At 71.2% G+C, this 14,949-nt stretch carries 13 protein-coding genes and 1 tRNA gene; 4 read left to right on the forward strand and 10 right to left on the reverse strand.

All coding sequences use genetic code 11. The features are described from left to right. Nucleotides 1-67 precede the first annotated feature (67 nt). The 7 genes from ACIQ7D_RS31545 to pgsA all read right to left on the reverse strand — a co-directional run bounded on the left by ACIQ7D_RS31545 (nucleotide 68) and on the right by pgsA (nucleotide 5,827). Nucleotides 68-820, reverse strand: coding sequence for a YebC/PmpR family DNA-binding transcriptional regulator (locus ACIQ7D_RS31545; protein WP_403943486.1), 753 nt, complete (start codon nucleotides 818-820; stop codon nucleotides 68-70). Between the two features lie 63 nt (nucleotides 821-883). After that, entirely contained in the window at nucleotides 884-1,474 is a 591-nt protein-coding gene (pdxT, locus tag ACIQ7D_RS31550) for a pyridoxal 5'-phosphate synthase glutaminase subunit PdxT (RefSeq protein WP_403943489.1), read from the reverse strand. Continuing rightward, nucleotides 1,474-2,376 carry a pyridoxal 5'-phosphate synthase lyase subunit PdxS gene (gene pdxS, locus ACIQ7D_RS31555; RefSeq protein ID WP_384997154.1) on the reverse strand — a complete coding sequence of 301 codons (903 nt, stop codon included), beginning with the start codon at nucleotides 2,374-2,376 and terminating at the stop codon, nucleotides 1,474-1,476. The genes pdxT and pdxS overlap by 1 nt, the downstream gene beginning before the upstream one ends. A 92-nt stretch (nucleotides 2,377-2,468) precedes the next feature. After that, nucleotides 2,469-3,020 carry a hypothetical protein gene (locus tag ACIQ7D_RS31560; protein WP_403943606.1) on the reverse strand — a complete coding sequence of 184 codons (552 nt, stop codon included), beginning with the start codon at nucleotides 3,018-3,020 and terminating at the stop codon, nucleotides 2,469-2,471. A 58-nt stretch (nucleotides 3,021-3,078) separates the two neighbouring features. Continuing rightward, nucleotides 3,079-4,239, reverse strand: coding sequence for a glycosyltransferase family 4 protein (locus ACIQ7D_RS31565; protein ID WP_403943493.1), 1,161 nt, complete (start codon nucleotides 4,237-4,239; stop codon nucleotides 3,079-3,081). Then, on the reverse strand, nucleotides 4,236-5,141 hold the full coding sequence (locus ACIQ7D_RS31570) for a phosphatidylinositol mannoside acyltransferase (RefSeq protein WP_403943495.1): 906 nt from the start codon (nucleotides 5,139-5,141) through the stop codon (nucleotides 4,236-4,238). The genes ACIQ7D_RS31565 and ACIQ7D_RS31570 overlap by 4 nt, the downstream gene beginning before the upstream one ends. Beyond that, entirely contained in the window at nucleotides 5,138-5,827 is a 690-nt protein-coding gene (gene pgsA / locus ACIQ7D_RS31575) for a phosphatidylinositol phosphate synthase (protein WP_403943608.1), read from the reverse strand. The genes ACIQ7D_RS31570 and pgsA overlap by 4 nt, the downstream gene beginning before the upstream one ends. A 253-nt stretch (nucleotides 5,828-6,080) precedes the next feature. On the opposite strand from pgsA, the gene ACIQ7D_RS31580 reads away from it, so the two are divergent. Both ACIQ7D_RS31580 and ACIQ7D_RS31585 read left to right on the forward strand, forming a co-directional pair. Beyond that, a complete protein-coding gene (locus ACIQ7D_RS31580; RefSeq protein ID WP_403943497.1) occupies nucleotides 6,081-8,297 on the forward strand; it encodes an elongation factor G-like protein EF-G2 in 2,217 nt (738 codons plus the stop codon). A gap of 237 nt (nucleotides 8,298-8,534) precedes the next feature. Further along, nucleotides 8,535-10,190, forward strand: coding sequence for a hypothetical protein (locus ACIQ7D_RS31585; RefSeq protein WP_403943498.1), 1,656 nt, complete (start codon nucleotides 8,535-8,537; stop codon nucleotides 10,188-10,190). 125 nt (nucleotides 10,191-10,315) lie between these two features. Here ACIQ7D_RS31585 and ACIQ7D_RS31590 read toward each other — a convergent pair whose 3' ends face one another. After that, nucleotides 10,316-10,879, reverse strand: coding sequence for an HIT family protein (locus ACIQ7D_RS31590; protein WP_403943500.1), 564 nt, complete (start codon nucleotides 10,877-10,879; stop codon nucleotides 10,316-10,318). 66 nt (nucleotides 10,880-10,945) lie between these two features. On the opposite strand from ACIQ7D_RS31590, the gene ACIQ7D_RS31595 reads away from it, so the two are divergent. Continuing rightward, nucleotides 10,946-11,611: a potassium channel family protein gene (locus ACIQ7D_RS31595; protein ID WP_403943502.1), complete on the forward strand. Its 666-nt coding sequence runs from the start codon at nucleotides 10,946-10,948 to the stop codon at nucleotides 11,609-11,611. 40 nt (nucleotides 11,612-11,651) lie between these two features. Here ACIQ7D_RS31595 and thrS read toward each other — a convergent pair whose 3' ends face one another. After that, nucleotides 11,652-13,628 carry a threonine--tRNA ligase gene (gene thrS, locus ACIQ7D_RS31600; protein ID WP_403943504.1) on the reverse strand — a complete coding sequence of 659 codons (1,977 nt, stop codon included), beginning with the start codon at nucleotides 13,626-13,628 and terminating at the stop codon, nucleotides 11,652-11,654. Between the two features lie 255 nt (nucleotides 13,629-13,883). Here thrS and ACIQ7D_RS31605 point away from each other — a divergent pair, with 255 nt between their 5' ends. Next, a complete protein-coding gene (locus ACIQ7D_RS31605) occupies nucleotides 13,884-14,711 on the forward strand; it encodes a 3'-5' exonuclease (protein ID WP_403943506.1) in 828 nt (275 codons plus the stop codon). A gap of 58 nt (nucleotides 14,712-14,769) precedes the next feature. Here the strand turns inward: ACIQ7D_RS31605 and ACIQ7D_RS31610 are convergent. Continuing rightward, nucleotides 14,770-14,841, reverse strand: a tRNA-Val gene (locus tag ACIQ7D_RS31610). Between the last annotated feature and the right edge of the window lie 108 nt (nucleotides 14,842-14,949).

Here is a 14,949-nt window from a genome sequence, read left to right on the forward strand (position 1 = left end):
ACAGTATCGGTCGGCACTGACAACGGACCGGACCGACATCGAGGAGAGGGGGGTGCGAAGGGCGGGGTCAGGCGTCGACCTTCTCCATCACGTCGTCGGAGACGTCGAAGTTGGCGAAGACGTTCTGGACGTCGTCACTGTCCTCCAGGGCGTCGATCAGCTTGAAGATCTTGCGCGCCCCCTCCTCGTCCAGCTCGACCTGCATGGTCGGCACGAAGTTGGCGTCGGCCGAGTCGTAGTCGATGCCGGCCGACTGGAGCGCGGTGCGGACCGCGACCAGGTCGGTGGCCTCGCTGAGCACCTCGAAGGACTCGCCGAGGTCGTTGACCTCTTCGGCGCCCGCGTCCAGCACCGCGCCGAGCACGTCGTCCTCGCCCAGCTCACCCTTGGGGACGATCACGACGCCCTTGCGGTTGAAGAGATACGAGACGGAGCCGGGGTCGGCCATCGAGCCGCCGTTGCGGGTCATCGCCACCCGCACGTCGGAGGCGGCGCGGTTGCGGTTGTCGGTGAGGCACTCGATGAGCACCGCGACACCGTTCGGGCCGTACCCCTCGTACATGATCGTCTCGTAGTCGGCGCCACCGGCCTCCAGGCCGGCGCCGCGCTTGACGGCCGAGTCGATGTTCTTGTTCGGGACCGAACTCTTCTTCGCCTTCTGGATGGCGTCGAAAAGAGTCGGGTTGCCGTCGACGTCCGCGCCGCCGGTCCGCGCCGCGACCTCGATGTTCTTGATCAGCTTCGCGAAGAGCTTGCCGCGCTTGGCATCGATCACGGCCTTCTTGTGCTTCGTCGTAGCCCATTTAGAGTGGCCGGACATCTGCCTGTCTCCTTCGCGTAACCGGTACTGCTCCCGTTCGGCAGCGATCCTACCGGGCGGAGGTCACTGTGCGGAGCGCACCATGTCGGTGAAGAAACGGTGCAGCCGGTGGTCGCCCGTCAGTTCGGGGTGGAAGGACGTCGCCAGCGCGCCGCCCTGCCGTACGGCGACGACATGCCCCCCGTACTCGGCGAGCACCTGGACCTCGGCCCCCACCGACTCGACCCACGGGGCCCGGATGAAGACGCCCTCCACAGGGCCGCCCTCCACCCCGGCGACCTCCACGGCCGCCTCGAAGGACTCGTTCTGCCGGCCGAAGGCGTTGCGCCGCACGATCATGTCGATGCCGCCGACGGTCTCCTGGCCCGACCGCGGATCGAGGATCTTCTCGGCGAGCATGATCATCCCGGCGCAGGTGCCGTACACCGGCATCCCGGCCCGCACCCGGGCGCGCAGCGGCTCCAGCATGCCGAAGAGCGCGGCCAGTTTGGACATCGTGGTGGACTCGCCGCCCGGGATCACCAGGCCGTCGACCTCGGCCAGCTCCTCGGGCCGCCGGACCGTCCTGGCCACGGCTCCCGCCGCGGCCAGGGCGCCCAAGTGCTCCCGGACGTCCCCCTGGAGCGCCAGGACGCCGATCGCGGGGGTACTCATCACCAGCCGCGGTTCGCGTAGCGCTCGGTCTCGGGCAGCGTGTCGCAGTTGATGCCGACCATCGCCTCGCCCAGGTTCCGCGACGCCTCCGCGATGATCTTCGGGTCGTCGTAGAACGTGGTGGCCTTGACGATCGCGGCGGCGCGCTTGGCGGGGTCGCCCGACTTGAAGATGCCGGAGCCCACGAAGACGCCCTCGGCGCCGAGCTGGCGCATCAGCGCGGCGTCGGCGGGGGTGGCGACACCGCCCGCGGAGAAGAGGACCACCGGCAGCTTGCCCAGCTCGGCGACCTCCTTGACGATCTCGTACGGGGCACGCAGCTCCTTGGCGGCCGCGTACAGCTCGTTGTTGTCGTACCCCCTCAGCCGGGCGATCTCGTTCTTGATCTGCCGCAGGTGCCTGACCGCCTCGACGACATTGCCCGTCCCGGCCTCGCCCTTCGAACGGATCATGGCCGCGCCCTCGGCGATCCGGCGCAGCGCCTCGCCGAGGTTGGTGGCACCACAGACGAAGGGAGTGGTGAACGCCCACTTGTCCGAGTGGTTGACCTCGTCGGCCGGGGTCAGCACCTCCGACTCGTCGATGTAGTCCACGCCCAGCGACTGGAGCACCTGGGCCTCGACGAAGTGGCCGATCCGGGACTTCGCCATGACCGGGATCGAGACCGCGTCGATGATCCCCTCGATCATGTCGGGGTCGGACATCCGCGCGACGCCGCCGTCCTTGCGGATGTCTGCGGGCACCCGCTCCAGCGCCATCACGGCGACCGCGCCGGCATCCTCGGCGATCTTCGCCTGCTCCGGTGTGACCACATCCATGATCACACCGCCCTTGAGCTGTTCGGCCATACCGCGCTTGACGCGCGCGGTGCCGGTCTCGGGGTTCTGGGCGGTGGTGGACACGGGCGACCTCACTGACTCGTACGGCGGTGGATCTCCAGAGAACGCCCCGGAACCAGTCCACAGCAAGGGCCAATGGGAAGCCGGTGGATCGTTCAGGACCCCGGCCGGTCCGCGAGCGCGACGGGCGGCTCGTCGTCCATCTCGAAGGCGAGCGGGAACGGCGCGTGCCCCGCGAGCCGGAACCACCGCACCTTCCGGTGGCGCCGCAGCGCACGGGCGGCGCGTACGGCGTCGTTGTGGAACCGCCGCGCCATGGGCACGCGCCGTACCGCCGCGGCGAGTTCCCCGGCGGCGTCCTCCCCTCCGGGCGCCTCCTGTACGGCCTCCACCTGGGCGGCCTCCCCGAACACGGCCCGCAGCGCCTGGCTCAACTCGCTCTCGGCGACCTCCCGCTGCTCCTCTTCGGACTGCCGCGCGGCGTGCGCGGCCTGGTACAGCACGATCGAGGCGGCCGGATCGAGCACCCCGGAGGTGGCCAGCTCCTGGGCGACCGAGGCACGCCGCAGCAGTTGGGCGTCGAGGGCGGCACGGGCGGCGTCGATCCGGGTGTGCAGACGGTCGAGGCGGCCGGCGGTCCAACTGAGGTAGAGCGCGATCGCGACAACGGCGACGGCGATCCAGACGAAGGTGGTCACGCACGGCAGATTACGCGGACGGCCACCTGGCCACCCACCTCAGCCGGGACGGCGGACCGCCCAGGTCCTACTCCCGGGCCAGCCCGAACCGCGCCCGGAGCCCGGTCCGTTCGTCCGCCGCCACCGACGCCGCCCCGTCCGTCACCGTCTCGTACACCGCGAGGATGTCCGCGCCGACCGTCGACCAGTCGAAGCGCCGTACATGCGCGCTGCCCCGTTCGCGCAGCTCCGCCCGCCGGCCCGGGTCGCCCAGGAGCCGTACCGCCGCGCCGGCGAGCGCGTCCGCGTCCTCGTTGGTGAAGAGTTCGCCCGCCGCCCCGTGGTCCAGGACCTGCGCGAACGCGTCCAGGTCGCTCGCCAGGACCGCCGCGCCCGCCGACAGCGCCTCGACGAGGATGATGCCGAAGCTCTCGCCGCCGGTGTTGGGCGCGACGTACAGGTCGACGCTGCGCAGCAGCCGCGCCTTGTCCTCGTCGCTGACCATCCCGAGGAACTCGACGCGGCGGCGCATCTCCTTCGGCAGGGACTCCACCGCCTCCTTCTCGTCCCCGCGCCCCGCCACCAGCAGCCGGGTCTCCGGGTGGACGTCGAGGATCTTCGGGAGGGCCCGCATCAGCACCGGCAGCCCCTTGCGCGGCTCGTCGATGCGTCCTATGAAGCCGATCGTGCCGCCCTGCCAGGCCGGTTCGGCCTCGGCCTCGGCGAAGAAGTCGACGTCGACGCCGTTCGGGATGACCACGGCGTCACCACCGAGGTGTTCCACCAGCGTGCGCCGGGCGTACTCGCTCACCGCGATCCGGGCGCTGATCTTCTCCAGCGCGGGCTGGAGGATCGGGTACGCCGCGATCATGGCGCGCGAGCGCGGGTTGGAGGTGTGGAACGTCGCGACGATCGGCCCCTGCGCCGCCCAGCAGCTCAGCAGCCCCAGCGACGGCGAGGCGGGCTCGTGGATGTGGATGACGTCGAACGTGCCCTCGTGCAGCCAGCGCCGTACCCGCGCCGCCGACAGGAAGCCGAAGTTGAGGCGGGCGACCGAGCCGTTGTACGGGACGGGTACGGCGCGGCCCGCCGAGACGACGTACGGCGGGAGCGGTGTCTCGTCGTCCGCGGGGGCCAGTACGGAGACGTCGTGGCCGAGCCGGATGAGGTGTTCCGCGAGGTCCCTGATGTGGAACTGGACGCCGCCCGGTACGTCCCAGGAGTACGGGCAGACGATGCCGATCTTCACTCGGGCCCCCGGTCCAGGTCGGCGACCCACAGCCGTTGCAGCATGTGCCAGTCCTCCGGGTGTTCGGCGATTCCCGTGGCGAAGGCGTCGGCCACCGCCTGTGTCATCACAGACGTCTTCTCGGCGCGGGTGCCTGTCTCCGGTACGGGGACGGCGGGAAAGACCTGCCCCCGCATCACCCGGGAGTCGTCGAACCACAGCGAGACGGGCAGCAGCAGCGCCCCGGTCTGCTGCGCCAGCAGCGCGGGGCCCGCCGGCATCCGGGCGGTGTCCCCGAAGAACTCGACCTCGACGCCGGACGACGACAGGTCACGGTCGGCGACGAGGGCGACGAGACCGCCGCCCCGCAGCCGCCGGGCCAGGGTGCCGAAGGCGGAGCCGCCGGTGTGCGGAAGGACCTCCATGCCCAGGCTCTCGCGGTAGGCGACGAAGCGGTCGTACAGCGTCTCGGGCTTGAGCCGCTCAGCGACGGTCGTGAAGGGCACGTCGCGGGCCCGGGTGAGCCAGGCTCCCGCCAGGTCCCAGTTGGCCATGTGGGGCAGTGCCAGGACAACACCCCGCCCGGTGGTGAGCCCGTCGAAGAGCCGGTCGATGTCCTTGATCTCGACGCCGTCGCGTACCCGTTCCCGGCTCCAGGCGGGCAGCCGGAACGACTCCATCCAGTACCGCGTGTAGGAGCGCATGCCCGCCTTGGAGAGGGCGGCGAGACGCTGTGGGCCCGCGTCGGGCACGACCCGGGCCAGATTGGACTCCAGCCGCAGCACGCTCTTGCCGCGCCGTTTCCACACGGTGTCCGCGATGGTCCTGCCGAGGGCCGCGGCCACGGGTTCGGGGAGCTTCTTGACCGTGCTCCAGCCGAGCCCGTACAGCGCGTCGGTCAGCCGGTCGCTCGCCGTGCTCATGACGTGGCTCCACTCCCCCGGGCGTGGTCGGTCCCGGCGGGGCCGGCCGCCGCGGCGGCATCGGCCTCGGCGGACTCACGGCGTACGGTCACCACGCGCTGGCCGAGGGTGACGAGGCTGCCCGCGGCGACGATCCACAGCGCGATCGGCAGCAGGATGTCGATACCGGGGACGCCGAAGGCGTGCAGCCCGGCGAGGCCGGCCGCGACGAGGGAGATGACCAGCCGCTCCGCGCGCTCGATCAGCCCGTTCACCGCCACCGGCAGCCCGATGGACTCGCCCCTGGCCTTCGTGTACGACACGACCTGACCGCTGGCCAGGCAGAAGATGGCGACCGCGCACAGCATGGTGTTGTCACCGTCGCCCGCGTACCAGAGCGCGAAGCCGGCGAAGATCGCACCGTCCGCGACCCGGTCGAGGGTCGAGTCGAGGAAGGCCCCCCAGCGGCTGGAGATGCCGGCCTGGCGTGCCATGTTGCCGTCGACGAGGTCGGAGAAGACGAAGAGGGTGATGACGATCGTGCCCCAGAAGAACTCCCCGCGGGGGAAGAAGACCAGCGCACCCGCCATCACTCCGGCCGTGCCGATGAGCGTGACCGCGTCCGGAGTGACTCCGCGACGGAGCAGAAACGCCGCGAACGGTGTGAGGACACGCGTGAAGAATGCACGCGCGTACTTGTTCAGCATGGCCTTCCCGAGGTTCGGTGGGCCGAGGGCCCCTGCGGCCGTCGGCTGGCCCATCGTAGCCACGACCGCCACGGGGCACCGCCGGGTACCCGGCCCATGCCGCGCCGTACGACGTATGGACGCGCCATGACGGGAGTGCGAAGCTCGAAGGACCACCGCGGGCATCGCCGGAGCTGCCCCGCGGCTCCCCCGGCCCGCCTCTCTCCATCCCCTCACCGACCCACTCGGTGGAACCGATCGGGAGGCAGCAGTCATGGGTGACAAAGTCGCCAAGGAACCGACACACCCCGGGGCCGCCGGCAGGGCTACGGCGGCCGACCGGCCCGCGTCCGTGCGGAACGTGGTGCTGGTGGGCCACAGCGGTTCGGGCAAGACCACCCTCGTCGAGGCCCTGGCGCTCACCGCGGGGGCCGTGAACCGGGCGGGCCGGGTCGAGGACGGTGCGACGGTCTCCGACTACGACGAGATCGAGCACCGCCAGCAGCGCTCCGTACAGCTCTCGCTCGTCCCGGTGGAGTGGGGCGGGTGCAGGATAAACCTGCTGGACACCCCCGGCTACGCCGATTTCGTCGGGGAGCTCAGGGCCGGTCTGCGCGCCGCGGACGCGGCCCTTTTCGTGGTCTCGGCGGCCCAGGAGGCGGACGCGGTGGCGGGGGCGACCCGGGCCGTCTGGGAGGAGTGCGCGGCGGTGGGGATGCCGCGGGCCATCGTCGTCACGCATCTCGACACGGCGCGCACCGGCTTCGACGAGATGACCGGGCTGTGCGCCCGGATCTTCGGCGGGGACGACCCGGACGCCGTCCTGCCGCTCTACCTTCCGGTGCACGGCGCGGAGGGCCCCGACGGGCACGCGCCGGCCACCGGGCTCGTGGGGCTGCTCTCGCGGAAGATCTTCGACTACTCCTCCGGGGAGCGGCGGGTGGACCCGCCCGATCCCGCCCGGCTGCCGGAGATCGCGCAGGCCAGGGCCCGGCTGATCGAGGGGATCATCGCCGAGAGCGAGGACGAGACCCTCATGGACCGCTATCTGGGCGGCGGCGAGGTCGACGTCAAGACGCTGATGGAGGACCTGGAGAAGGCGGTGACGCGCGGGGTCTTCCATCCGGTGCTCGCCGCGGCGCCCGCGCGGCCCGGGGCCCGGCAGGGGCTGGGCACGGTCGAACTGCTCGATCTGGTCACCGGCGGTTTCCCGACCCCGATGGAGCGCCCGACGCCCGCCGTCACCACACCGCTCGGCGCCCCGCGTCCGGAGATCTGCTGCGACCCCCAGGGGCCGCTGGTCGCCGAGGTGGTCAAAACCGCCTCCGATCCCTATGTCGGCCGGATCTCTCTCGTACGGGTCTTCTCGGGGACGCTGCGCCCCGACGAGACGGTGCACGTGTCCGGGCACGGGCTCACCGACCGGGGGCACGAGGACCACGACGTCGAGGAGCGGGTGGGTTCGCTCTCCTCGCCCTTCGGCAAGCAGCAGCGGGTGCTGGCGCACTGTGCGGCGGGCGATCTCGCGTGCGTGGGGAAGCTGGCGCGCGCCGAGACCGGGGACACGCTCTCCGCGAAGGACGATCCGCTGCTGGTGGAGGCGTGGACCATGCCGGACCCGCTGCTGCCGCTCGCCGTACGCGCGCACAGCAAGGCGGACGAGGACCGGCTGTCCCAGGGGCTCGCGCGGCTGGTGGCGGAGGATCCGACGATGCGGCTCGAACAGAACCCGGACACCCATCAGGTGGTGCTCTGGTGCCTGGGCGAGGCGCACCGGGACGTGGCGCTGGACCGGCTGCGCGGCCGGTACGGGGTCCAGGTCGACGCCGTACCGTTCCGGGTCGCCCTGCGCGAGACGTTCGGCGCGGGCGCCACGGGGCGCGGTCGGCACGTGAAGCAGTCCGGCGGTCACGGCCAGTTCGCGATCTGCGAGATCGAGGTGGAGCCGCTGCCCGCCGGGTCCGGGGTCGAGTTCGTCGACAAGGTGGTGGGCGGGGCGGTGCCCCGGCAGTTCGTCCCGTCCGTCGAGAAGGGCGTACGGGCGCAGGCGGCGCGCGGGGTCGCGGCCGGCCATCCGCTGGTCGACATCCGGGTGACGCTGCTCGACGGCAAGGCCCACTCGGTGGACTCCTCGGACGCCGCGTTCCAGACGGCGGGCGCGCTGGCCCTGCGGGAGGCGGCGGGCGCGGCGGCGATCCATCTGCTGGAGCCGGTCGCCGAGGTGGCGGTCCTGGTGCCCGACGAGTACGTGGGGCCCGTCATGAGCGATCTGTCGGGTCGGCGCGGCCGGGTGGTGGGCACCGAACAGGCGGGCCCCGGACGGACCTTGGTCCGGGCCGAGGTGCCCGAACTGGAGATCGGGCGGTACGCGGTGGACCTGCGCTCGCTCTCGCACGGCGCCGGCCGCTTCAGCCGCGCGTACGCCCGCCACGAGCCGATGCCGCGGGCGGTGGCGGACCGTCAGCTCGCCCGCGAGGAGAGCACGGTGTAGGAGCTGTCCGAGACGTCCCGCCCGGCCGACCGGTCAACAGGTCGCGTCCGCACGTCCGTTCGGCGGCACCTGATACCCGGCGGGCGGGCCCTTGATGCCGGTTGGCGAAAGAGGGCCACTCCCCTGACGCGGGCGGCATCGCACCGTTACGCTGGGGTGCCCAGCTCCAGCAGGTGTGCGGGGCGCGCGGGCCGGGAAGAGGCCGCGGCAGCGAATCCTTGCGGCGAGGGGGCGGCAGTGGCGGACGATCTATTCGACTTCAGCCCGGGGGCACAGGTTCCCCTCCAGGGTGCGGCGGGGGGTACGGCGGCGACGTTCGCCCTCGCCTCGGCCGCGTACCGGGACAGTCCGCTCGAAGAGATCTCCAAGGCCGACAACGACTGGCACAAGTCGGGTGTGACCAAAGGCAAGTTCTCGCTCTTCGAACCGAATCTCGGCGAGGCGTTCGCGCGGGCCGTCCAGCTCAGGACGCTGGGCGGCGGCCGGGGCCCGATCATCCAGTCCTTCGGCATGGACCCGCAGGCCGTGGTCGAGCACTGCCTCGCCGCGAACCACATCCGCAAGGAGCGGGACCAGAAGCTCACGGCGGTGACCGCGCTCTTCGGGCTGCTCTTCCTGCCCGGGCTGCTGATCTGGCTGGGCGTCTTCCAGTTGCGCCGCACTTTGGCGGGCGCCAAGGACCGCCGGGCCGGGGCCATCGGCAGCGCCCTGCTCGCGGCGGTCGCCGTACTCGCGGTGATCGTCCTGGTCAAGCTGCCGCTGGACGGCCTGCTGAACTGGTATCTGCGGGCCATGCTCGTCGCCCCGGTCATCGGCTGGCTGCTCGCCAAGCAGATCTGCGAGTCGACCGCCAAGGACCTGCGGGCCCGCTGGGAGAGCCTGCTCTCCGGCGGCGGCACCGGCGCCAAGATCCCCGAGGCCGTCCCGGGGAACCCCGGCGACACCTCGCGGGAGGTGTTGCGCCAGGGGCTGGAGAAGCTGAGCGCCGAGCAGCGCTCCAATGTGGTCTTCTACGCCGGCCCCAAGGGGATACTCGGCATGGGCACGCGCTGGGGAAGCTGGCAGCTCGCGGAGGAGCTGATCCCCAAGGACGCCGGCAAGGAGATCCACCAGTTCCGCAGCTACGACGTGATACGGGCGATCCACGACCAGATGAAGCTGCTGGAGCGCGGCCCCCTCAACTCCGGCGGCTTCCCGACGCCTTCGGTCAAGCACTGGATCGTGTCACCGATCGGTGAGGGCGCCGGCTCGGTCTCCTGGCCCGAGGGCCCGGAGGTGGAGGCGTTCCAGATCAAGAGCCACGAGATACAGCGGATCTGCAACCACCAGCAGTTCGGCAGCGGGAACCGGCACTATCTGGGGGTGCAGTTCACGCTCTGGGAGAGCCAGTTGGTCATCACGATGATGATCTCGGTCACGGTCCTCCACGAGACGCTGCGCATCGAGGTCTCGGGGTACGCGCTGGGCCCGGTGCACTCGCTGTTCTTCGCGAAGCCGTCGCCCAAGAAGGTCTCGCGCCCCAAGACCGTCCGGTTCTGGGAGACCACGTCGAGGAACCTGCCCCTGGTCGAGCCGCGTGAGGCGGTCAGGCTCGCGGTGCGGGCCCCGTTCACCTGGTACCCGCCGGTCCTGGACTTCCTCGGCGGCAAGCTCAGCCTGCCCGAGCCGTTCGGTATGCGGCACGCCTGGGCCGACCAGCCGTGGCGTCACCGCTTCATGGCCGACGACGCGATGCGCGCCGCCACCCCGGTCCTGCGGGTGGCGCACAACGCGGCGATGCGCGTGCTGGACGAGCACGGGGTGGACACCGAGCGCTTCAGCAACCGTTCGTCGTCGCTGATAGGGGCGGTGCAGGACCCGTCACCGAAGAAGATCGACGCGTACGACGCGTAGAACCCGTGAGTGCCCGCCCCGGCCGGCCGGCCGGGGCGGGCACTCACGGCGCGGGATCCCACGGCTCACGGCGTGGAATCCCACGGACCATGCGCCCACGCCGCGGCGGGCGCTCGGGGCAGGGGCTACGCGCCGGTCGGCCAGGCGTCGGCCAGCATCGCCCGGGTGTCCGCCAGAAGCTGTGGCAGCACCCTCGTGTGGCCGACGACGGGCATGAAGTTGGTGTCCCCGCCCCAGCGCGGCACCACATGCTGGTGGAGATGCGCGGCGATCCCGGCGCCCGCCGAAACGCCCTGGTTCATCCCGATGTTGAAGCCGTGCGCCCCCGACGCGGTACGGAGCGCGGTCATCGCCCGCTGGGTGAGGAGCCCGAGCTCGGCGGTCTCCGCCTCGTCCAGCTCCGTGTAGTCGGCGACATGGCGGAAGGGGACGATCATCAGGTGCCCGCCGTTGTACGGGTAGAGGTTGAGCACGGCGTAGACCCGCTCGCCACGCGCGATGACCAGCCCGTCCTCGTCGGATTTGGACGGGATGGAGCAGAAGGGACAGCCGTCCTCGGCGCCCGGCCCGGTGGGCTTGTTCTCACCCTGGATGTAGGCCATCCGATGGGGCGTCCACAGGCGCTGGAACGCGTCCTGGGTCCCCACTCCGATCTGCTGCTCCGGCTCACTCGTCATGCTGTGCAGCATATGACTTCGCCCGTGTGAAGCGTGTCGCCGGGCCCGCACCGGCCGCCGCCCGGCGATGCTGGGCCGATGCACGTCCGCAACGGCCCCGACCGGCTGCGCGGCTGGGAGCGGCGTACGGAGCTGCCGCTGCTCGTGGCCTCGCCGCTCTTCCTCGCCTGCTACGCGGTACGCGTCCTCGCCGAGGGCGCCGCCCCGTTCTGGCGGGATGTCGCGCTGGCCCTGGTCCTGCTGATCTGGGGGGTCTTCGTGGTGGACTTCTGCGTGCGGCTGGTCCTCAGCGGCCAGGGCGCGCGCTTCGTCCGGACACACTGGCTGGACACGGTCGTGACGGTGCTGCCGCTGCTGCGGCCGCTGCGGATCGTGAACACGTACATCGCGATCCAGCGGCGGCGCGACCGCCCCCGGCTGAGCCTGTACGGGCGGGTGATGCTGTACGCGGGCGTGACCGCGACCCTGCTCTCCTTCGCCGCCGCGCTCGCCGTCTACCAGCAGGAACACGACGCCCCCGGCGCCACGATCCGTACCTTCGGGGACTCCGTGTGGTGGGCCTGCTCGGCGATCACCACCGTCGGCTACGGCGATGTGACACCGGTGACCCCGCTCGGCCGCCTGTACGCGGTCTGTCTGATGCTGTGCGGGCTGGCGCTGCTGGGGGCGGTCACCGGTTCGTTCTCGTCCTGGCTGATCCAGGTCTTCGGCCGGGAGGACAAGGAGAGGCCCCCGGAGCGCTGACGCGCCTCCAGGGGCCTCCCACGGGTCCACACCTGTCAGGTCAGACCTGTACGCGGCGCTCCACCACGTCGAGGAGCTTCGCCAGCGCCTCGTCGCGCGGCACGCCGTTCTCCTGCGAGCCGTCGCGGTAGCGGAAGGAGACCGTGCCCGCGTTCATGTCCTCGTCCCCCACGAGGATCATGAAGGGGACCTTCAGCTTCTGGTGGTTCCTGATCTTCTTCTGCATACGGTCGGAGGACGCGTCCACCTCGACCCGCAGCCCCTTGGCCTTCGCCGCCTTCGCGAAGTCCTGGAGGTACCCGACGTGCGCCTCGCCGATCGGGATGCCGACCGCCTGCACCGGCGCCAGCCAGACCGGGAACGCGCCGGCGTAGTGCTCCAGCAGCACCGCGAAGAACCGCTCGATCGAGCCGAACAGGGCACGGTGGATCATGACCGGGCGCTGCTTGGAGCCGTCCGGCGAGGTGTACTCCAGATCGAAGCGCTCCGGCAGGTTGAAGTCGAGCTGCACGGTCGACATCTGCCAGGTGCGGCCGATCGCGTCGCGCGCCTGCACCGAGATCTTCGGGCCGTAGAACGCGGCGCCGCCCGGGTCGGGGACCAGCGGCAGCCCCTGCTTCTCGGCCACCTTGCGCAGTGTCTCGGTGGCCTCCTCCCACGCCTCGTCCGTGCCGACGAACTTCTCGGGGTCCTTGGTGGACAGCTCCAGGTAGAAGTCGGTCAGCCCGTAGTCGCGCAGCAGGTTGAGCACGAAGGTCAGCGTCGAGTCCAGCTCGTCCGCCATCTGCTCACGGGTGCAGTAGATGTGCGCGTCGTCCTGGGTGAAGCCACGGGCCCGGGTCAGCCCGTGCACGACACCGGACTTCTCGTACCGGTAGACCGTCCCGAACTCGAAGAGCCGTAGCGGCAGCTCACGGTAGGAGCGGCCCCGGGCGTCGAAGATCAGGTTGTGCATGGGGCAGTTCATGGGCTTGAGGTAGTAGTCCACGCCCTCGTCGAGCTGCATGGGCGGGTACATGCCGTCGGCGTACCAGTCCAGGTGCCCGGACTTCTCGAAGAGCTTCCCCTTGGTGGCGTGGGGCGTGTAGACGAACTCGTACCCCTCCTCCTCGTGCCGGCGGCGCGAGTAGTCCTCCATGGCCCGGCGGATGATGCCGCCCTTGGGGTGGAAGACGGCGAGGCCGGAGCCGACCTCGTCGGGGAAGGAGAAGAGGTCCAGCTCGTTGCCGAGCTTGCGGTGGTCGCGCTTCTCGGCCTCGGCGAGGAACTCCAGGTGCGCCTTCAGCTCCTCCTTCGACGGCCACGCGGTGCCGTAGATGCGCTGGAGCATCGGGTTCTTCTCGCTGCCGCGCCAGTAGGCGGCGGCGTTGCGCATTAGCTTGAACGCCGGGATGTTCCGGGTGGTCGGCAGGTGCGGGCCCCGGCAGAGGTCCTTCCAGCACAGCTCGCCGGTCTTCGCGTCCAGGTTGTCGTAGATGGTCAGCTCGCCGCCGCCCACCTCGACATCCGCGCCGTCGTCGGTCGAGGCCGCGCCCTTGATGCCGATGAGCTCCAGCTTGTACGGCTCGCCGGCCAGCTCCTCGCGCGCCGCCTCGTCCGTGACGACCCGGCGCGAGAAGCGCTGGCCGCGCTTCTGGATCTCCTGCATCTTCTTCTCGATGGCCTTGAGGTCATCGGGGGTGAAGGGGGTCGCGACGTCGAAGTCGTAGTAGAAGCCGTCCTTGACCGGCGGGCCGATGCCCAGCTTGGCCTCGGGGTGCAGCTCCTGCACGGCCTGCGCCATCACATGCGCGGTGGAGTGGCGCAGGATGTTCAGGCCGTCCTCGGAGGAGATCTCGACGGGCTCGACGACCTCGCCCTCGCCGATCGCGTACGCGAGGTCCTTCAGCTCACCGTCCACCCGGGCGGCCACGACGGTGCGCTCACCGGGGAAGAGTTCGGCCGCCGTAGTGCCCGTCGTCACCACGCGCTCTTCCCGCTCGGAATCGCGTTGGATGATCACACGGACGTCTGACACCGGTCTCTCCTGACTTATGGGGTGCGCACCCCGCGCATGGCGTACGCACTGCGCATCGTACCGAGCCGGGCGGGCGGCCCGCGAAACGGTTTGCCGCGACCGTGCCCGGCGGCCCCGGGTGCCCCGCCCGTCACCGTGCGGCGATGGCCGGACACGGCGCGTACCAAGCGACCTGTCCGGGTATTACCGATTAGGGGTCGGTGGCGCACGATTCGCCACCGCGTGAGCAGTTCGAGAGGCTCGGGGAGTTCGGTCATGACGTGTTGGTACGAGGGGCCACTGGCCGCGTTCGGCACCGGGACGACGGGGGTGGACGTCGAGCGGGACCGGATCGTGTCCGCCGCGCTGATCGTCCAGGACACGACGGGGGTACGGCCGAGAGTGCGGCGCTGGCTGGTCGACCCGGGGGTGCCGGTGCCGCCCGGGGCCGCCGAGGCGCACGGCCTGACAGAGAACTTCCTGCACCGCAACGGCCGCTGGCCGGCGCCGGTGGTGGAGGAGGTCGCCCGGGCGCTGGCGGAGCAGTGCAAGGCCGGCCGCCCGGTGGTGGTGATGAACGCGCCGTTCGGGCTGACGCTCCTCGACCGGGAGCTGCGGCGCCATCGCGCCTCCTCCTTCGGGCGCCGCATGGAGAACGCGCCGCTGTGCGTGCTGGATCCGCTGGTCCTCGACCGGCATCTGGACCGCTACCGCAAGGGCGGCCGCGATCTCGCCCGGCTCTGCGCCGAGTACGAGGTGGGGGCGGACGCGATACCGGAGGCGACCGGCGACGAGCCGGCCGAGGTGACCGAGCCGGTCTGGCCCGCCTGCCCGCAGTGGCCGCCCGGGCCGTCCGCGCCGGTCACCCCGGCCGTGCCGGCCGCGATGTCGGCCCTGTCGGCGCTGGAGCTGGTCCGGGCGATCGGGCGCCGGTTCGCGGCCCGGATGGAGCGGCTCTCGCCCCAGGAGCTGCACACGCTCCAGGCCGTCTGGCACGCGGCGCAGACGCGCGGGCCCCAGGCGTGGTTCTCGCGCGGCTCCGGGGAGGGCGCGACGGATCCCGCGTGGCCGCTGCGTCCCGAACTGCCCGCCACCGCCGTCTGATCCCGTACGCCGGAACGCGCGAAGGCCGGTCCGTCAGGGACGGACCGGCCTTTCCCGGTGGGCGATACTGGGTTCGAACCAGTGACCTCTTCGGTGTGAACGAAGCGCTCTCCCACTGAGCTAATCGCCCGGGAACGACCTGAACCATACAGGCCCCGGCGGCCTTCCTTCAAACCGGAACCGGCGTACTCAGGCCACGATCTGAGTAGCCGCGCCCATGGCAGGGGCTGTGTCCCGG

It is taken from the genome of Streptomyces sp. NPDC096310, from assembly GCF_044763125.1.
Taxonomy (GTDB): Bacteria; Actinomycetota; Actinomycetes; order Streptomycetales; family Streptomycetaceae; genus Streptomyces.